18 protein-coding genes are annotated in these 17,524 nt (G+C 74.4%); 10 read left to right on the plus strand and 8 right to left on the minus strand.

Features of this window, described 5'->3' with window-relative positions:
* Positions 1 to 907: RNA polymerase sigma factor (locus tag ACFWGZ_RS28635; RefSeq protein WP_382454683.1), on the plus strand; the 907-nt coding region annotated here is incomplete at its 5' end.
* A 3-nt stretch (positions 908 to 910) separates the two neighbouring features.
* On the opposite strand, the gene ACFWGZ_RS28640 is transcribed toward ACFWGZ_RS28635, so the two are convergent.
* The 3 genes from ACFWGZ_RS28640 to ACFWGZ_RS28650 form a co-directional block, all read right to left on the minus strand.
* Entirely contained in the window at positions 911 to 1,207 is a 297-nt protein-coding gene (locus ACFWGZ_RS28640) for a hypothetical protein (protein WP_382454684.1), read from the minus strand.
* Positions 1,208 to 1,262: 55 nt separating this feature from the next.
* A complete protein-coding gene (locus tag ACFWGZ_RS28645; protein ID WP_382454685.1) occupies positions 1,263 to 3,035 on the minus strand; it encodes a thiamine pyrophosphate-requiring protein in 1,773 nt (590 codons plus the stop codon).
* Between the two features lie 106 nt (positions 3,036 to 3,141).
* Positions 3,142 to 4,068: a DMT family transporter gene (locus tag ACFWGZ_RS28650; protein WP_382454686.1), complete on the minus strand. Its 927-nt coding sequence runs from the start codon at positions 4,066 to 4,068 to the stop codon at positions 3,142 to 3,144.
* Between the two features lie 70 nt (positions 4,069 to 4,138).
* Here ACFWGZ_RS28650 and ACFWGZ_RS28655 point away from each other — a divergent pair, with 70 nt between their 5' ends.
* The 3 genes from ACFWGZ_RS28655 (at position 4,139) to ACFWGZ_RS28665 (ending at position 6,867) form a co-directional block, all read left to right on the plus strand.
* Positions 4,139 to 5,005 carry a LysR substrate-binding domain-containing protein gene (locus ACFWGZ_RS28655; RefSeq protein ID WP_382454687.1) on the plus strand — a complete coding sequence of 289 codons (867 nt, stop codon included), beginning with the start codon at positions 4,139 to 4,141 and terminating at the stop codon, positions 5,003 to 5,005.
* A 75-nt stretch (positions 5,006 to 5,080) separates the two neighbouring features.
* The gene (locus ACFWGZ_RS28660) at positions 5,081 to 5,929 is read left to right on the plus strand and encodes an MEDS domain-containing protein (protein ID WP_382454688.1); all 849 of its coding nucleotides are present in this window, start codon (positions 5,081 to 5,083) and stop codon (positions 5,927 to 5,929) included.
* Positions 5,926 to 6,867 carry an anti-sigma factor RsbA family regulatory protein gene (locus ACFWGZ_RS28665; RefSeq protein WP_382454689.1) on the plus strand — a complete coding sequence of 314 codons (942 nt, stop codon included), beginning with the start codon at positions 5,926 to 5,928 and terminating at the stop codon, positions 6,865 to 6,867. Before ACFWGZ_RS28660 ends, ACFWGZ_RS28665 begins: the two co-directional genes overlap by 4 nt.
* On the opposite strand, the gene ACFWGZ_RS28670 is transcribed toward ACFWGZ_RS28665, so the two are convergent.
* Positions 6,868 to 7,329 carry a hypothetical protein gene (locus ACFWGZ_RS28670; RefSeq protein WP_382454690.1) on the minus strand — a complete coding sequence of 154 codons (462 nt, stop codon included), beginning with the start codon at positions 7,327 to 7,329 and terminating at the stop codon, positions 6,868 to 6,870.
* Positions 7,330 to 7,408: 79 nt separating this feature from the next.
* Here ACFWGZ_RS28670 and ACFWGZ_RS28675 point away from each other — a divergent pair, with 79 nt between their 5' ends.
* The 5 genes from ACFWGZ_RS28675 (at position 7,409) to ACFWGZ_RS28695 (ending at position 13,017) form a co-directional block, all read left to right on the plus strand.
* Positions 7,409 to 8,191, plus strand: a complete 783-nt coding sequence (locus ACFWGZ_RS28675; protein ID WP_382454691.1) for a helix-turn-helix domain-containing protein — start codon at positions 7,409 to 7,411, stop codon at positions 8,189 to 8,191.
* A 68-nt stretch (positions 8,192 to 8,259) separates the two neighbouring features.
* Positions 8,260 to 9,471 (plus strand): tryptophan synthase subunit beta, encoded by a 1,212-nt coding sequence (gene trpB, locus ACFWGZ_RS28680; RefSeq protein WP_382454692.1) that lies wholly within the window; start codon positions 8,260 to 8,262, stop codon positions 9,469 to 9,471.
* A gap of 290 nt (positions 9,472 to 9,761) precedes the next feature.
* Positions 9,762 to 10,322 (plus strand): TetR/AcrR family transcriptional regulator, encoded by a 561-nt coding sequence (locus tag ACFWGZ_RS28685; protein ID WP_382454699.1) that lies wholly within the window; start codon positions 9,762 to 9,764, stop codon positions 10,320 to 10,322.
* Positions 10,322 to 12,292, plus strand: a complete 1,971-nt coding sequence (locus ACFWGZ_RS28690) for an ABC transporter ATP-binding protein (RefSeq protein WP_382454700.1) — start codon at positions 10,322 to 10,324, stop codon at positions 12,290 to 12,292. Before ACFWGZ_RS28685 ends, ACFWGZ_RS28690 begins: the two co-directional genes overlap by 1 nt.
* Before the next feature lie 68 nt (positions 12,293 to 12,360).
* Entirely contained in the window at positions 12,361 to 13,017 is a 657-nt protein-coding gene (locus tag ACFWGZ_RS28695) for a Type 1 glutamine amidotransferase-like domain-containing protein (protein ID WP_382454693.1), read from the plus strand.
* 3 nt (positions 13,018 to 13,020) lie between these two features.
* Here the strand turns inward: ACFWGZ_RS28695 and ACFWGZ_RS28700 are convergent, their stop codons facing one another.
* Genes ACFWGZ_RS28700 through ACFWGZ_RS28715 form a run of 4 tightly spaced genes read right to left on the minus strand, consistent with a single transcriptional unit; the run spans position 13,021 to position 16,150 of the window.
* Positions 13,021 to 13,989, minus strand: a complete 969-nt coding sequence (locus ACFWGZ_RS28700; protein ID WP_382454694.1) for a hypothetical protein — start codon at positions 13,987 to 13,989, stop codon at positions 13,021 to 13,023.
* 39 nt (positions 13,990 to 14,028) lie between these two features.
* Complete coding sequence (locus tag ACFWGZ_RS28705; protein ID WP_382454695.1) at positions 14,029 to 15,417, minus strand: WXG100 family type VII secretion target; 1,389 nt, start codon at positions 15,415 to 15,417, stop codon at positions 14,029 to 14,031.
* Positions 15,414 to 15,731: a hypothetical protein gene (locus ACFWGZ_RS28710; protein WP_382454696.1), complete on the minus strand. Its 318-nt coding sequence runs from the start codon at positions 15,729 to 15,731 to the stop codon at positions 15,414 to 15,416. Before ACFWGZ_RS28710 ends, ACFWGZ_RS28705 begins: the two co-directional genes overlap by 4 nt.
* Positions 15,731 to 16,150 carry a YbaB/EbfC family DNA-binding protein gene (locus ACFWGZ_RS28715; protein WP_382454697.1) on the minus strand — a complete coding sequence of 140 codons (420 nt, stop codon included), beginning with the start codon at positions 16,148 to 16,150 and terminating at the stop codon, positions 15,731 to 15,733. The genes ACFWGZ_RS28710 and ACFWGZ_RS28715 overlap by 1 nt, the downstream gene beginning before the upstream one ends.
* A gap of 282 nt (positions 16,151 to 16,432) precedes the next feature.
* Here ACFWGZ_RS28715 and ACFWGZ_RS28720 point away from each other — a divergent pair.
* Positions 16,433 to 17,524 (plus strand): MFS transporter (locus ACFWGZ_RS28720; protein WP_382454698.1); only part of this gene is annotated, 1,092 nt, incomplete at its 3' end.

Here is a 17,524-nt window from a genome sequence, read left to right on the forward strand (position 1 = left end):
GTTCCTGCTGTGCTGCCACCCCGGCCTGAGCCGCTCCTCGCAGGTCGCGCTGCCCCTGCACGCGGTCGCGGGCCTGGGCACCGGCCAGATCGCCGCCGCGTACCTGGTGCCCGAGCGCACGATGGCGCAGCGGCTCACCAGGGCGCGGTCGGCGTTGCGGGCGGCGGGCGCGGTGTTCGAACTGCCCGGCGAGGACGACCTGCCGGCCCGCCTCGCCGCGGTGCTCGACGTCTGCCACCTCCTCTTCACCGAGGGGCACACCCGCTCCACCGGGGACGCGCTGGTGGACACGACCCTCGCCGAGGAGGCCATCCGCCTCACCCGGCAGCTGCACGCGGTGGTCCCCGGCCACGACGAGGTCGCGGGCGCCCTGGCGCTGATGCTGCTCACCCACGCCCGCACCCCCGCGCGCACCGAGGGCGGCGACCTGGTGCCGCTGGCCGAGCAGGACCGGGCGCGGTGGGACCGCGACCGGATCGCGGAGGGCGTGGCGATCCTGGAACGCGTGCTGCCCCGCGGCCACGTCGGCCGGTTCCAGCTCCAGGCCGCGGTCGCCGCCGTGCACGCCGAGGCGGCCACCTGGGAGAGCACGGACTGGGAGCAGATCCGCGTGCTCTACGCGATGCTCGCGCGGGTGGCGCCCGGCCCGGTCGTGACGCTCAACCAGGCGGTCGCGGTCGGCATGGCGCTGGGTCCCGAGGACGGCCTGGCGGTGCTGCGGCCGTTGCTCGGCGACCCGGCGATGCGCCGGCACCACCGCACCCACGCCGTGCACGCCCACCTGCTGGAGATGACCGGTGACCGGGCGGGGGCGGCCGAGGCCTACCGGCAGGCCGCGCGGCTCACGACGAGCCTGCCGGAGCAGCGCTACCTCAACGCCCGGATGCGCGACCTCGGCGCGGACTGACCGTCACGAGTCCGGCTCGCCGGCCGCCAGGCGGTCGTGCAGCGCCGATTCGGTGATGTTGAGCCGTGCCGCGACGTGCGCCTGTTCCGCCCCGGCCCGCAAGGCCTCCCGGCAGGCCGTCAGGGTGATCCGGTCGAGCAGGCTCTGGCAGAACGCCAGGCGGACCAGGGACGCCTCGGCCGCGTCGAGCGCCGGGAGGTGGTCGTGGTCCTTCAACGCCATCAGTTGCAGGGCTGCCCGGCGGGCCCGCTGGTGGAACAGTTCCCGGACCGTCGGCGGCACCCGTCGTTGCCAGCTCACGGCCTCACCTCCCGCGCTCACCCGGCGCATACCCCTGCGCCCGCGACCGAAACCGTCACCCGGCTTCCCGTTGCCGCCGCACCCGTTGCCGCGCAGCGGAACCATCCGGTTCCTGGTCGAGCCCGCGGTAGATCATGTCGGCCTTCTCGTCCGGCAGGTGCGGCGGGAGCAGCGGCACGGCCGGGTCGACGACGGCCTCGACGACCACCGGCCGGTCGGCGGAGAACGCCTCCTGCCACGCCTTGCCGACCTCGTCCGGCGAGTCGACGCGCAGGCCGCGCAATCCGAGCAGCTCGGCGTAGGCCGCGTACGGGAACTCCGGAACCCGTTGCGAGACGGGGAACCGCGGATCCCCCTCCATCTCGCGCTGCTCCCACGAGACCTCGTTGAGGTCGCGGTTGTGCAGCACCAGCACCACGAACCGCGGATCCGCCCACGTCCGCCAGCGGTCCGCGACGGTGATCAGCTCCAGCAACCCGTTCATCTGCATGGCGCCGTCACCGGCCAGGGCGATCACCGGGCGGTCCGGCGCGTCCAGCTTGGCCGCCAGGGCGTACGGCAGCGCGCAGCCCATCGACGCGAGATAGCTCGACGTGTGAGCGGGAACGCCGACCGGCAGCGCGAGATGCCTCGCGTACCAGTAGGTGGACGAACCGACGTCGACGGCGACGCGCGCGTCGGCCGGGACGTGACCTGACAGCTGGTGCACGACGAGCTCCGGGTTGAGCGGGTCGGCGTCCTCCTGCGCCCGCTGCCCGCAGATCTCGCGCCACCGGGCGACGCTGTCGAAGACGCGCTGCTCCCAGTCGCGGTTGTCGTTGTGCCGCAGCAGGGGCAGCAGTGCGCGCAGGGTCTCGGCGGTGTCACCGACCAACGCCACCTCGACCGGGTACTTGCTCCCGACGACGCGCGCCTCGATGTCGATCTGCACCGCGCGGGCCTGTCCGGGCTTCGGGTAGAACTCCGTCCACGGGTCGTTGCACCCGACGACGAGCAACGTGTCGCAACCGGCCATCAGCTCGGCGCTGGCCGTCGTGCCGAGGTGGCCCATCACGCCGGTGTGCCAGGGCGCGTCCTCGGCCAGCAACGGCTTGCCCACCAGTGACACGGTGGCGCCGGCGCCGAGCCGGTCGACGACCTGGGAGATCTCCTCCTGAGCGCCCGCCGCTCCCCTGCCGACGAGCAGCGCGACCCTGCTCCCCTCCGACAGCACGCCGGCGGCCCGGCGCAGGTCGTCGTCCCGGGGCACGACCCGCGGCCGGGCCGTCACCGCCGCCGACGGCACCACGCCGTGGCTGTGCGGCAGCTCGTCGACGGCGTCGGCGCGCTGCACGTCGTGCGGGACGATCAGGCAGGTCGGGACGCGTTCGGAGATCGCGGTGCGCATCGCGTTGTCCAGCAGCACCAGCAGCTGCTCGGGGGCGGACACGGTCTGCAGGTACTGCCCGCAGACGTCCTTGAACAACGAGTGCAGGTCCACCTCCTGCAGGTAGCCGGTGCCCAGCGCGGTCGACACCACCTGCCCGACGACGGCCACGACCGGGCGCCGGTCCAGCTTCGCGTCGTAGAGCCCGTTGAGCAGGTGGATGGCGCCCGGGCCCTGGGTTGCCAGGCACACACCGGGGGTGCCGGTGTACTTGGCGTGGCCGCAGGCCATGAAGGCGGCCATCTCCTCGTGGCGCGCGGGCACGAACTCCGGGTCGCCGCCGGCGCGGTGCAGCGCGGCGAGCAACGGGTCGATGCCGTCGCCCGCGTAGCCGAACACCCTGGGCACGCCCCACGTGCGCAGGCGGTCGACGAGCGCGTCGGCGACGGTCCGGGCGCTCATGCGCCGCCCCGTTCGCCCGGGTTCCGGACTCGCGGTCCGGTCGCGTGCCACACCACTGCCTCCACGGCGCTTCCCTTCATTCGGTCGCCCCCCGCTCCGGCCACGACTACCCCGGGCCGGGCCGCCGAACCGCGGCAGGGCTTCGGCGCGCCGCGACCGCCCGGTCCCGCGCCGGCCGCCGGGTGAGCACGATCCCGCCGACCACCACGCAGCCGCCGGCCAGCGTGTGCCAGCCCACCGGTTCGGCCAGCAGGACCGCGCCCAGCGCGGTCGACCACAGCGGCGTCACGTAGGTGACCGTCGCCGCGACCGTCGGACCGGCCTCCCGGATCAGGTCCAGGTTCAGCACGTACGCGTACCCGGTGCCGACCGCGCCCAGCGCCAGCAGGGCGAGCACGGCGGGCCAGCCCGGCCAGGACGGCGGTCCCGACAGCAGGGGTGCGGCCAGGGCGAGCTGGAGCGTGGCGCAGGTGATCTGCACGGCGGAGACCGCGCTCGCCCGGTGCGGGCCGCCGGACAGGAACCGCCGGGTGTAGGCGAACCCCGCGCCGTAGCAGGTGGTGGCGGCCAGGCAGGCGAGTCCGCCCGCCAGCGCGTCGCCGTCGAGGCCGCGCCACACGCCGAGCAGCACCAGCACGCCCGCGAACCCCAGCAGCAGGCCCGCGCACCGCGTCGCCGTCAGCCGCTCCCCCGGCACGACCAGGAGCGCGAACGCCAGCGTGGTCAGCGGCGTCGTCGCGTTCAGCGCGCCCGCCAGCACCGAGTCCACCCTCGACTCCCCGAAGGCCAGCAGCGTGAACGGCACCGAGTTGAGCAGCGCCGCGACCACCGCCGCGTGCCCCCAGGTCCGCGGGTCGCGCGGCACCGCCGCCCGCTGGACGACGCAGATCGCCCCCAGTGCCAGGGCGCCGAACAGGCAGCGCGCCAGGGCGACCTGCACCGGCGGCACGCCCGCGTCGACCGCCACCTTGATCAACGCGAAGCTGCTGCCCCAGATCGCGGACAGCAGCACGAACTTCCCCGTGGACCCCACGGCAGGAGCCTCGCGCCGCGGGGCATCATGAGTCCAACAAGTGGTGCTCGATCGTGCATGAGAGGCGCTCATGACGCTGAACTTCGCCCAGCTCCGGGCGTTCCTCGCGGTGGTCGACGAGGGCGGGTTCGGCGCGGCCGCCGCCGCGCTCGGCGTCACGCAGTCGGCGGTCTCGCACGCGGTCGCCTCGCTCGAGCGCGCGCTGGGGCACCCCGTCGTGTCCCGCCGCGGACGCAGCACGCCGACGCCGTTCGGCGACGAGCTGCTGGCCCACGCCCGTGCCGCGGTGACCGCGTCCGCCGCGATCACCGACCTGGCCGAACGCCGGCGGGGCGGGGCGCGGGGCACGATCCGGCTCGCCGCGCCGCCGACGGTGTGCCAGGGCCTGCTGCCCGCGCTGCTGACCCGGTGGCGGGAGGAGTTCCCGCAGGTGCGCGTCCGGGTGTTCGAGGGCGAGGACGACGAGGTGGCGGAGTGGCTCGCGGGTGGCACGGTCGAGGCCGCCGTGCTGGTCGACCCGCCGCCCGGCCGGGGCGCGCCGATCGGCGAGGACGCCTTCCACGCCCTGCTGCGCACCGACCACCCGCTGGCGGGTGAGCGCGAGGTCGGCGTCGCGGACCTGGCCGACGACCCGTTCCTGCTGTCCCGCGGAGGCTGCGAGCGGCACGTGCGCCAGGCGCACGCGGGCCTGCCGTTCACGCCGCGGCACCGGGTGCGCGAACTGGGCACGCTGCTCGCCATGGTCCGCGCGGGCGTCGGCGTGTCGCTCGTGCCGGGCCTGGTGGCGGCGATGCTGCCGGCGGACCTCGTCATGCTGCCCCTGCGGGAACGCGTCGTGCGCAGGCTCGTCCTCAGCGGCCCCGCCGGCCGCGAGTGGCACCCGGCCGTGACGTCCCTGGTGGACTCCGTCCGCGTCCGGGTGGTGGACGCGGTGTGAACATCACCCGACCGCCGGAGTTCCCGCGCGGGTCCGCGGCACCGGCCGGTGGTCCGCGGGCCTATCCTGGTGGGGATGCGGCGGTCCGGAGTTGTCGAGCACGTGCGGGGCTTCGGCCCGCACGACCACGTGTGCTGGCGTTACGACGAGCACGCGCAGTTCGTCGACCGCGCGGCCGAGTTCCTCGCCGACGGGCTGCTGCTCGGTCAGGCCGTCCGCTACATCAGCACCGGCGACGCCGACCAGCTGCGCGCGGAGCTCGCCGGGTCCGAGGTCCTCGGCGCCGCACTGCGCGACGGGTCCGCCCAGGTCACCTCGCTCGACGACGTCTACCCGGTCGGCACGGTCATCGACCCGGTCGCCCAGGTGCGCGCCTACGCCGCCGCGACCGACCGGGCGGTGCTGGACGGGTTCACCGGGCTGCGGGTCGCCGCGGACTGCACCGTCCTCGTCGGCAGCCAGGAGCAGCGCGCCGCGTTCGCGCGGTACGAGCACCTCGCCGACCGCTACATGGCCGCCCACCCGTTCTCCGCGCTGTGCGCCTACGACAGCGGCAGGCTTCCCGCGGGCGCGATCGAGCAGGTCGCGTGCATGCACCCGAACACCAACGCCGACGGCGTGCGGTTCCGGCTGCACGGCACCGACCGCGCCGGCTGCGCGGCCGCCCTCGGCGGGGAGGTGGACAGCTCCTCCCGCGACTCGTTCGCCAGGGCCCTCGACCTCGCCGACCCCCTGCCCGTCGGCGGCGAGCTGGTCATCGACGCGACCGGGCTGACGTTCCTCGACCACAACGGTCTCCTGCGGCTGTCCGCGCACGCGCGGCGCCACGACTCGACCCTGGTGCTGCACACGCGGTGGCCCGGTGCCGCCCGGCTCGTCCGCGCGCTCGACCTGGCGGACGTGCGGGTGGAAAAGGTGTCGTGAGCGCGCCGCACCCGACCCCCTCAGCCCGTGGCTTCGTCCACTCCGCGGTGTTCTACGGAACCGACCGGGAGTACCTGGCCACCCTCGTGCCGTTCGTGACCGACGGTCTCGCCTCGGGCCAGCCGGTGGCCGTGGCGGTGCCGGGCCCCCGGCTCGGCCTGCTGCGCGCCGCGCTCGGCCCGGCCGCGGACGGCGTCACGCTGATCGACATGACGGAGGCGGGCCGCAACCCGGGCCGGATCATCGCCGCGGTGCTGCGCCGGTTCGCCGACGCGCACCCCGGCGGTCACGTCCGCATCGTCGGCGAGCCGATCTGGCCCGGCCGCACCGCGCTCGAGTACCCGGCCTGCGTGCAGCACGAGGCGTTGATCAACGCCGCGTTCGCCGGCCGCGACGTGACCATCGCCTGCCCCTACGACACCGCGGGCCTGGCGCCCGGCGTCGTCGCCGACGCCCGCGCCACGCATCCGCTCGTGTGGGAGCCGGGACGGCGCCGCGCCAGTGACGAGTACTCGCCGGACGCCGTGCTGGACCGCTACAACCTGCCCTTCGACGAGGCGGGCGCGTCGGACGAGTTCGCCGCCGTCTCGCTCGACGACGTCTCCCCCGCCCGGCGGCACGCGGCCGACGCCGCCCGGTGCCGCGGTCTCGACGCCGGCCGCGTGGCCGACGTCGAGCTGATCGTCACCGAGCTCGTCACGAACGCGCTCCGGCACACCGGCGGCGGCTGCCGGTCGCGGGTCTGGCGGGAGTCCGGCCACCTCGTCTGCGAGGTGCGCGACACCGGGTGCTTCGAGGACCCGCTCGCGGGCCGCCTCCCCGCTCCGCCGGGCCAGGTCGAGGGCCGCGGCCTGCTCATGATCCACCAGCTGGCGGACCTGGTCCGCGTGCACACCACGGCGCACGGCACGACGCTGCGCGCGTGGCTGCGCCTGTGATCAGTCGGCGGCCAACTGGCGCGTCAGCTCGTCCAGCCCGCCCCTGATCAGCGCCCCGTACTCGTCGTCGCCGAGCGCGCCGATCGTGTCCCGGGCCCGCTGCAGGTGCTCGCGGGCGCGGTCGAGGTCCCCGAGCTTGCGGTAGCAGTCGGCCACGTTGAGGTGCAGCGACGGGTAGAGGCCCGCCACGGACAGGGTCACGCCGGCCCGCGCCGCCCGGTCGTCGGTGACGAGGCCGGCGGCGTCCAGCGCGCGCAGGTCCCAGAGCAGCTCCTGCTCGACGTCGTCCTGCACGTCGGCCATCGAATGGGCGAGCACGCACACGTGCAGCGGATCGCCCCGATCACCGCCGACGTCCTCCCAGATCCGCGCGAACAGCTCACGGGCCTCCGCGCGCCGGCCGCGGTGGTGGTGCAGTTCCACGCCTTCGGCGATGCGGGCCATCACAGGTTCGGTGTGCACGGGCCGATCCTCCCGCGGTTCGGCCCGTCGCGGTCGCCCGGCGTGCTTTCATGTCGGCGAAGCCTCCGGAGGACCACCCGTGACACGAGTCGACTCGATGACGTTCGCGCTCCCCCACGCGGATCTGCTGCGCGCGCGGGCGACGGCGGTCGACTTCGACGCGCACCTGCACGGGACGTGCTCGGTCGTGGTCGTCACGAGCGGGTCCGCCCAGATCTGGTCCCACCGCTGGAGCCGGAGCGTCCACGCCGGGGACGTGTTCTTCTTCAACCCGTTCGAGGTGCACTCGGGCCGGACGACCGGCGGCCCCGCGCGGTACGACGTCCTCTACCCGTCCGAGGCGTTCCTCGACACCTGCGCGGGCCCCGCCGGTCCCGGCGAGGTCCGGTCCATCCGCACCGGCGTGGTGACGCGTGGCCGGGCCACCCGTGCGCTGGCCGACGCGGTGTCCGATCCGGCCGCCGGCCACGCGCCGGTCGAGGACGCCCTGCGGCAGGTGCTGCGGGAGTGCCGGTTCACGGTCGAGGCCTCCACGGCGACGCCGTCGTCGATCGTGCGGACGGCGGCCAGGCTCATCGAGGAGAACGGCCCGCGGTCGACCCGCACCGCCGATCTCGCGCGCGAGATCGGGGTCAACCCGAGCCACCTGGCCCGCGCGTTCCGCAGGACGGTCGGCGTCCCGCCGCAGACCTACGCCCGCCAGGTCCGCGTGGCCAGGGCACGGGAGCTCATCTGCGCCGGGGTCGAGCTGGACGACGTGGCGCAGCTGGCGCACTTCGCCGACCAGCCCCACCTCACCCGCGAGTTCAAGAAGGTGTTCGGCGTGCCGCCGGGAGCGCTCTCGCGCGGCGTGGGCCGCTGAACGCACATCCTGTTCAAGACGTGCCGCCGGGCCGTGCCTAGCGTCGAGCTGCCTGAAAGGTGGTCACGATGCCGCACAGCACGAGCAAGCACGCCGGCCGTTTTCCCGACGCCCACGGCTACTACGGGGACTTCGGCGGCAACCACTGGCCCCCGCACCTGGGGCCCGCCCTGGAGGAACTGGCCCGCACCTACGCGGAGCTGAAGTCCTCGCCGCGGTTCCGGCGGGAGCTCGACGAGGTCCGCACCGGCCTGCAGGGCAGACCCACCCCGGTGCACCACCTGCGGAACCTCTCCGAGGAGGTGGGCGGCGCCCGCATCCTCGTCAAGCGCGAGGACCTCAACCACACCGGCGCGCACAAGATCAACCACTGCGTGGGGTTCGCGCTGCTCGCCAGGAGCATGGGCAAGCGCAAGCTCATCGCCGAGACCGGCGCCGGGCAGCACGGTGTGGCGCTCGCCAGCGCCGCCGCCCGGTTCGGGCTGGAGTGCGAGGTGCACATCGGCGCCGCCGACCTCGACAAGGTCAACCCCAACGTGCGCCTCATGCGCCTGCTCGGGGCGCGGGTCGTCGCGGTGTCGGCCGGGCAGTCGACGTTGAAGGAGGCCAGCGACTCGGCGCTGGCCGCCTACTCCGAGCAGCACGGCCACGCCCTCTACGCGATCGGGTCGGCCATCGGGCCGCACCCCTTCCCGATGGTCGTGCGGGACTTCCAGTCGGTCGTCGGGCAGGAGGCCCGTGCGCAGTTCCTCGCGCTCACCGGCGGGGAGCTGCCCGACCACGTCGTCGCGTGCGTCGCCGGCGGGTCGAACGCGCTCGGGATGTACGCGGGGTTCCTGGACGACCCCGGCGTGGCCCTGCACGCCGTCGAACCGCTCGGCAGGAGCGCCGGCGCCGGTCAGCACGCCGCGACGCTGACCTACGGGCGTCCGGGGACCCTGCACGGCGCCGCGTCCGTGGTGCTGCAGGAGGACGACGGCAGGCCGTCCGCGGTGCTGTCGGTCGCCTCGGGCCTCGCCTACCCCGGCGTGGGCCCCGAGATGGCCATGCTGAGCCGGTCGGGCCGGGTGGCGGTGGCCGCGGTGCCCGACGAGGAGGCGGTGGCCACGTTCCTGCGCGTCGCGCGGTCGGAGGGGATCGTGCCGGCGCTCGAGAGCGCGCACGCCCTCGCGTTCGCGATCCGCCTGGCGGCGCAGCGGCCGCCGTCCGAGCGCGTCCTGGTCAACCTGTCCGGACGCGGGGACAAGGACGTGGACTTCGTCCTGGCCTCGGTGGCGTGAGCACGCTCACCCCGGCCGGCCGGCCGCCGCCACCGCCTCGGCTGTGGCGGCGAGGCGGGCGGCAGCCCGCTCCGGTCCCCGGCACCAGTGCGCGCCACCACCAGAGCCCCGCCGGAATGGCAACGTGGCGCCGTTCTGCGTGACTGCCCCGTCTCCCCTGCCGTCGGACGACTGACCGTCTCTTACGCCATCGTCCCTGGTCAGCGTTATCCGTTTGACGGAGTGAGCACTCACTCCGCATCATCGGCGGCATGACACCAGCATCCGAAGCCCGGCGAAGAGCGCCGGGCATGAGCGCCGAGGACCGGCGCGCCATGATCGTGCACGCCGTGCTGCCGCTCCTCGTCGAGCACGGCGCGAACGTGACCAGCAGCCAGATCGCCCGCGCCGCCGGAATCGGCGAGGGCACCGTCTTCCGCGCGTTCAAGGACAAGGACGAGCTCTTCGACGCCTGCACGGCCGAGGCGCTGCGGCCCGACCACGTGCTCGACGCGATCGCCGAGATCCCCCTCGACCAGCCGCTGGAGGACCGGCTCGCCGAGGCCGCCGAGGCGCTCGGCGCGCACCTGGAGCGGATGGGCGCGCTGATGAGCGCCCTGCACGCGTCCGGCCGCGTCCGGCACCGCGACCCCGCGAAGCGCCACCGGCGGCGGGAGTCCGTGGACGCCATCCGCGGGGCGATCGTCGAGCTGTTCGTGCCGGAGCGGGACGCGCTGCGGCTGCCGCCCGAGCAGCTCGCCACTCTCTTCCTCACCCTGCTGTTCGGCGGCCGCCGAATGGCTTCGGACGACGCGCCCGGAACGCGCCAGATGGTCGACTTCTTCCTGCACGGCGCCGTGGAGGCCGGATGATGCCGGGCGGCGTGGAGTTCGCGCTCGGGCGGCGCGGGCGGCGGCGCCGGCCCACCACGGTGCCGGACAGCGGGCTCACCGGGCCCGTCGACATCCCCGAGCCGAAGCAGGACGACGAGCCCAAGGACCTGAGGTCACGGCTGAAGCGCGTGCGGACGTCCGTGGTCGGCACGGTCCGCGGGCTGCCCAAGGTCGCCAGGCTCACGTGGCAGGCCAGCAGGGTCCTGACCGTCGTGCTCGCGCTCATCACCGTCCTTTCCGGACTGCTGCCGACCGTGACCGCCTACGTCGCGAAGCTGCTGCTGGACTCCGTCGTCGCGGCGATCCAGCACACCGGCACCACCGGCGACATCGCCCGGGTCGCGCTGCTGCAGTTCGGCGTGCTCGTGGCGACGGCGGTGAGCAGCGCGCTGACGTCGATCGCGCAGTCGCTGCTGCAGGAGCGGATGACGCTGACCATCCGCCACCGGGTGATGGCGCACGCCAGCGACCTGCACCTCGCCTACTTCGAGGGCTCCGCGTCCTACGACATGCTGCGCCAGGCGGCGCAGGAGGCGCCGACCCGGCCGCTGTCGATGATGAACTCCGCACTGGGACTGGTGCGGACGCTGATCACGTTCGGCAGCATGGTCGCGCTGCTCGTGTCGATCAGCCCGCTGCTCGCGCTCGTGGCGCTGGTGGCGCCGATCCCCGCGTTCATCTCGCAGTCGAAGTACGGCACGCGCGCGTTCTGGCTCACGTTCATGATGTCGCCGATCAAGCGCAGGATGGATTATCTGTCCTCTTTGGTCACGACGGACACCTACGCCAAGGAGACGAAGCTGTTCGGGCTCGGCCCGTACTTCGTCGACCGGTTCCGCCGGCTCGGCACCGTCTCCTACGAGCGGCAGCGCAAGCTCACGGTCAACCGCAACGTCAGCTCGACGTCCTGGGGGCTGCTGAGCACGTTCGCCGGCTCGGCGATCACGCTCTACATCGCGCTGGAAGCGGTCGGCGGACGCCTCACCCTCGGCGACCTCGCGCTCTACACGGCCGCGGCGGCCTCCGTGCAGACGTCGGTGTCCGGGCTCTTCACCGCCTTCTCCGGCATGTACGAGAACAACCTCTACCTCGACACGCTCTACCGGTTCCTCGACACGAAGCCGGAGATCACCGCACCGCCCTCGCCGCGGCCGATGCCGTCCACAGTGGAGGGACACATCGAGTTCGACTCGGTGACGTTCGCCTACCCCGGCGCCGACGAGCCCGCGCTCGACGACGTCAGCTTCGAGATCCGGCCCGGCGAGACGGTGGCGGTGGTCGGTCGCAACGGCGCGGGCAAGTCGACGTTGTTCAAGCTGCTGTGCCGCCTCTACGACCCGACCGGCGGGCGCATCCTGCTCGACGGCGTCGACGTCCGCGAGTACGACCCGGCCGAGCTGCGCACGCGGATCAGCGCGATGTTCCAGGACTACGTGACCTACCAGGGCACGGCCGCGGAGAACATCGGCCTCGGCGACCTCGCGCGGCTCGAGGACCGGGCGCACGTCGAGGACTCGGCCCGCCGCGCCGGTGCCGACGAGCGGATCGCCCGGCTGCCGCAGGGCTACGACAGCCCGCTCGGCCGCTGGTTCGACCAGGGGGTGAGCCTGTCCGGCGGCGAGTGGCAGAAGATCGCGCTGGCCAGGGCGTTCCACCGGGAGGCGCCGATCCTGGTGCTCGACGAACCGACGTCGGCGCTGGACGCGCGGGCCGAGCACGACCTGTTCGCCCGGCTGCGCGAGCTGTCCGAGGGCCGCACGACCCTCTACATCTCGCACCGGTTCTCCACCGTGCGGCAGGCGGAGCGGATCCTGCTGCTGGAGCACGGGAAGGTGGCCGAGTACGGGACGCACGAGGAGCTGATGGCGGCCGGGGCCGGGTACGCGGACCTCTTCACGCTGCAGGCGCAGGCATACCTGGACGAGGTGCCGGGCGGGGACGGGCGATGAGTTCCGGTCCCGCGGGTGGTCTCCAGAGGCGTCCACGTCCCGCACGTGTCCGGAGGAACCTGTGAAACTTGCTGCTCACCTCGGGTGGTGTCACGAACCCGAGCATCCGCTCGGCGCTCGTCGGCCTGCTCGGCAAACCGATCTCCGAGTGCCACGCCCTGTGCGTGCCGACGGCCCAGTGGGGCCACCCGATGTGCGGCCCGGCGTCGGTGCGGGGGTTCGTGGCGGCCGAGCCGGGGTGGCGGCACTTCTCGGGCCTCGGCTGGGCCTCGCTCGGCGTCCTCGAACTCACCGCGCTGCCCAGCAGCGGCTCCGCGCGGTGCGCCGACTGGGTCCGGGAGGCCGACGCGCTGCTGGTCGACGGCGGCGACGCGACGTACCTGTGCCACTGGCTGCGCGAGTCCGGGCTGGCGGACCTGCTGCCGTCGCTGACCGGCACGGTGTGGGTCGGGGTGAGCGCCGGGAGCATGGTGCTGACGCCCCGGATCGGGACGTACTTCGTGGAGTGGCCGTCCGCGCCGGACGACCGCGGGCTGGGAGTCGTCGACTTCTCGATCTTCCCGCACCTGAACGCCTTTCCCACGAACACCCCGGCCGACGCGCGGCGGTGGGCCGCCACCCTCGACGGCCCGGCCTACGCCATCGACGAGCAGACCGCCATCAAGGTCGTCGGCGGGACCGTCGAGGTCGTGTCCGAGGGGCAGTGGACGACGTTCGGGATGTGAGGCTCACAGGGGGACGGCCACCAGGACGTCGTCGAGCCCGGCGAGGGGCCACGCCACCACCAGGCGGAGCTGGTCGCCGGGCGGGCGGTCGAAGGTGAACTCCTGCACGCACGAGAACGACCGGTCGCCCCCGGACGACTGCCGTTCGCTCGCCCTGACCCACACGGCCTCCTGCCCGCGGAGCACGGCCACGGAGGCACCCGGCCCCCTCGCCCGGACCCACGCGGGGTCGTCCAGCGGACCGGGGACCGCCCGCTCGGCGCCGAACGCGCGCACGTTGATCTCAGCCGCGAGGTCGCCCCGCACGATGCTGAGCAGGTCCATCGACAACACCGGACCCGCCGCCGTCAGCCGCGACAGCACCACCGCGCGGTCGTCGCGGCGGTGCAGCACGCGGGGTGCCGTGACGGACGTGCCCGCTTCGAGCGCCGTTGGCTCGGCGAAGCCGTCCGCGCGGTGGGTGAGCCCGGCCGGTACCGGGCGGACGTCGGTCGGTGCCCGCCAGATCGAGGTGACGCCGCGCTCGACGGCGGCGCGGCCGGGCAGCGGCAGGCGCACGACGGTCTCCGGGAACCCGATCTCCGGCCAGGCGAGCACGAGCGCCATCTCGTCGAACACCGGCGGGAACCGGAACGTCACGCGGTGGGAGGGAGCGACCGCGGTGCCGTCGCGCGACCTCGAGGAGACCGGGTACTGCCAGTGCGCGCGGCCGGTCTCGTCGAGCCGGCCGACGCGCAGGTCGAGGCCTTCGTCGTACTGCGGCAGCAACCGGCGCGGCGCCGGCACGACCGCGGGGCCGTCGCCCCGCCGTGCGTCCGCCGTGCTCCGGCCGAGCGGGCGGCGGGCGAGGAGCTCGATCTCCAGCCCCGGCAGTCCGGACACGGCGTGCACGACGCCGACGGTCAGTTCCGGCCGGCGCACGAGCAGGCCGCCGGGATGGGCGACCACCCCCAGCACCTCCGTCGTGTACACCACCTCACCATCCCACGGTCGGTGTGCGCGTCCAACGCGTCATCTGGCCCACGGTTCGTTGGTCCACGGGAGGGTGTAGCGCCCGTTGGCGAGCGAACGCGCGTGGTCCAGCGCGTCTTCCCGCGTGGCATTGGGGTTGTTGTCGATCCAGTTCTTCCAGTTCGCGTTGTACCCGTTCTTGTGAATCTGGCCGTGCGTGGTGTCGTCGACCCAGGAGCACCACTTCGGGTCGGCGGTGTCGATGCCGAACCGCTCGCGGAACTCCCGGTGCCACTCGACGGGGAACGGGTGGTGCGCGTGGTACTTCCGGCCGTCGCCGGGCGGCGGGCCGTGCACGGCCTCGCACTGCGCGCGGTAGTCGACGCCGCGCTCGTAGTCGCGCTTGTAGAGCTTCTCGAGGGTGCGGCGGTGCTCGGCGTCGCGCTTGAGCAGCTCGCGCTCCCTTTCGAGGAACTCCTTCTCGTTGCGGCGCTGCAGGGTCTGTTGTGGAGGGTCGAAGACCCCGGGCTTGCGCCCACCCGGTCGCGGTGGGGTGGCCGGGGGTGGGTTCGACGGCGGCGGGGCGGGCAGTCCGGTGGCCGGGGGTTTCGGCGGCGTCTGCGTCCCGCCACGGCCACCGCCACCGCCTCCCCCGCCACCACCGGCGCAGCCGCCGGCGATCGGGTCGGGGACGTGCACCTCACCGGGCATCGGCTTCTGGCCCAGCGGCCCGCAGTTCATCGCGAGCCGCGCTCCGCGCACACCGGCCGGCGCGACCGCCGTGCCGCCGGAGTCCAGCAGCGACTCGACGTTGCTCATCGACTGGCGCACCTCGTCCTCGGCGCGCAGGATCGGCGCGCGGGAGGCCTCGACGAGCCCGGACGCCCGCGCCAGCACGTGCGGGGTGATCCCGCCCTCGGCCGCCGACGCCGTCCGCACGTACGAGATCAGCCGCCGCACGAGGGCCGCGAGCTCGTCGCCCGCCCTGCGCCGGGCACCGGCGACCACCTCGCCCATGGTGCCCGCGAGCGTGCCGATCATCGACGACAGCGCGGCCGTCTCCCGCAACGCCCCCGCGACCTCCGCGGCCCGGTCGCGGTAGCGCGTCCCGGACTCCCCCCGCCACGTGGCGGTGCCGGTCCCGGCGGTGCTGCCGAGGCGCTGCCCGGCCTGGCCGACGGACTCGCCCACCCGGCGCCAGGTGTCGGCGAACGCCTGGACCGCCGCGGCGTCACCGGCCAGCCGGTCGACCACGTCCTGCAGGTCTGCGACCTCCGGGGCGAGCGCGCCGAGGCCGGCCGCGCCCAGCTCGTCGATCGGCCGCGTGCTCACGCCGAGACCGGTCAGTCCCCCGCCGGCGGACAGCGCGCCGGCGACCCAGCCGCACCCGGTGACGGCGTCGCACACGCCCGCCACGGCGCTCTCGTTCCCGAGGCCCGCGGTGATCATCGGAATCCCCCTCCCGCCACGCGCAGTGCTTCTGCCACCGCGGTTTCCTGCCGGTCGAACTCGGCGGCCGACGCGCGCACCTTCGCCGCCTCGGCCTCCAGGCAGTCCACGGCCAGCCGCAGCGTCTCCTCCCCCGCGCTCGCCAGCGCGCCGAGCAGTGCGGCGAACTCCCGGCCGGTCTGCCCGTAGGCCCCGGCGGTGATGCGCTGCCCGGCCGCGAGCGCGGCGGCCGAGCGCAGCTCGTCGGACAGCCGGAGTACACCGGTCGAGTGCGCGGTGAGTGCTTCCACGACGACCTCGAACGACTCGCCCATCAGGCCCCGTCCTCCTCCATCACGGTCCGGCCGTCCCAGTCGTCGTCGACCCGGTCCGGCGGTCGCGGCCGCCGCGGTGCGCGGGGCTGCTGCTCGGCCCGTGGCGGTGGTGCGGGAAAGCGCTTCCTGGCGTCGGCCACCACGAGCGCCGCGCCGGGATCACCCGGCCCGACGGTCTCGACGAGAACCCGTCCCAGCAGGTCCGGGATCCGGGCCTGCGCCCGCGCGACGCAGTCGAGGACCTGCGCCGCCACCGCGCCCAGCGGGGGCCTCGGCTGCCCGCGGTCCTGCAGCACCAGTCCGGTCAGCACCCCGGAGGCCGCGACGGTGACCCGCACGGTCCCGTCCCGCGACGACTCCGTCACGGACATCCGGCCGATCCTGTCGTCGAGCTCGTCCCACTTCGCTCTTCCGGGCACAGCGCCTCCCTCGGGGCGGGAACACGGGCAGCAGCGAGGACACGCGACCGGACGCGGGAGCGTTCAGCAGAACCGGCCTCCCGCCGGCGAAATGCTCCGGTCAGGCGCGCACGCGCCGCCGGGCAGGCGATCCGCCGCGGTGTGACGCTTGCCAACCTCTGGTACTTCCTCCTTGTGAAATACCGCCGACCGTCCTACCGTCGAGGACGTCCCCGACCGGCCGAGGAGAAGACGCCCCGTGAAGGTGACCGCGCACGCCGCACCGTCCACACCGGACTCGCGTTGACCGGCGGGCGCCTGCTCGCCGTGCTGCTCGTCAACTCGGTGCTGGCGCAGGTCGTCACGTTCGTGCTGCGGCCCGCCGTGACCTACCGGGCGATCGAGCTCGACGTCCCCGGCGGCTGGCTGGGCGCGCTCGCCGCGTCGTTCGCGGTCGTCCCGCTGCTGCTCGCCGTGCCCTCCGGGCAGGCCACCGACCGGTTCGGCGAACGGTGGGTGATGATCGCGGGAGGCCTGCTGATGACCGCCTCCGCGCTGGTGCTGCTGCTCGCCGGCTCGACCCCGGCCGGGCTCGCCGCCGGAACCGTCGTCCTCGGCACGGGACACCTGCTCTGCATCGTCGCGCAGCAGGCCGCCGTCGCCAACATCGCACCGCCGGACCGCTTCGACACCGCCTTCGGCCACTACACCTTCGCCGCGTCCCTCGGCCAGGCCGCCGGGCCGGGCCTGATCATCCTGGCGGGCGGCGGGCGGGCGGTCCCCGACACCGGCCTGCTGTTCGCCGGCTGCATCGGCATCGGCGTCGCGCTCACGTTCAACGCCCTGCTCCTGCGCATGCCCGCGCGACCGGCCGGGACGCGCGAGCAGGAGAACGGCGGGATGCGGTCACTGGTGCGGCTGCCGGGTCTCGCCAGGGCGCTGCTGGTGAGCTGCGTCGTGCTCGCGGCCGTCGACGTCACCCTGGTCTACCTGCCCGCGCTGGGCACCGACCGCGGCCTCACGGCGGGGTTCGTCGGCCTGCTGCTGACCCTGCGCGCGATCGCGTCGATGACCTCCCGGTTCTTCCTGGGGCACCTGGTCGCGCGGATGGGCCGCCAGCGGCTGATGGTCGCCACGACCGTGCTGTCGGCGGTGTCGATGGCCGCTCTCGCGCTGCCGCTCCCCGCCGCCGCGATGGCCTGCCTGGTGGTCCTGCTGGGTCTCGGCCTCGGGGTCGGCCAGCCGCTCACCATGGCGTGGCTCGCGACCTCCACGCCACCGGGGCTGCGCGGCCGCGCCATGTCGCTGCGCCTCACCGGCAACCGGCTGGGCCAGGTCGTGCTGCCCAGCGCGGTGGGCGCCCTCGCCGTCACCGCCGGGGCCGCCGGTGTGCTG

The sequence above is a fragment of the Lentzea sp. NPDC060358 genome (assembly GCF_042725365.1).
GTDB lineage: Bacteria > Actinomycetota > Actinomycetes > Mycobacteriales > Pseudonocardiaceae > Lentzea.

Coding starts and splice junctions, on each gene's coding strand:
- ACFWGZ_RS28645 (WP_382454685.1), bottom strand. CDS start 3,035: ATGAGCGCCCGGACCGTCGCCGACGCGCTCGTCGACCGCCTGCGCACG.
- ACFWGZ_RS28655 (WP_382454687.1), top strand. CDS start 4,139: ATGACGCTGAACTTCGCCCAGCTCCGGGCGTTCCTCGCGGTGGTCGAC.
- ACFWGZ_RS28660 (WP_382454688.1), top strand. CDS start 5,081: ATGCGGCGGTCCGGAGTTGTCGAGCACGTGCGGGGCTTCGGCCCGCAC.
- trpB (WP_382454692.1), top strand. CDS start 8,260: ATGCCGCACAGCACGAGCAAGCACGCCGGCCGTTTTCCCGACGCCCAC.
- ACFWGZ_RS28685 (WP_382454699.1), top strand. CDS start 9,762: ATGAGCGCCGAGGACCGGCGCGCCATGATCGTGCACGCCGTGCTGCCG.
- ACFWGZ_RS28690 (WP_382454700.1), top strand. CDS start 10,322: ATGCCGGGCGGCGTGGAGTTCGCGCTCGGGCGGCGCGGGCGGCGGCGC.
- ACFWGZ_RS28705 (WP_382454695.1), bottom strand. CDS start 15,417: ATGATCACCGCGGGCCTCGGGAACGAGAGCGCCGTGGCGGGCGTGTGC.
- ACFWGZ_RS28710 (WP_382454696.1), bottom strand. CDS start 15,731: ATGGGCGAGTCGTTCGAGGTCGTCGTGGAAGCACTCACCGCGCACTCG.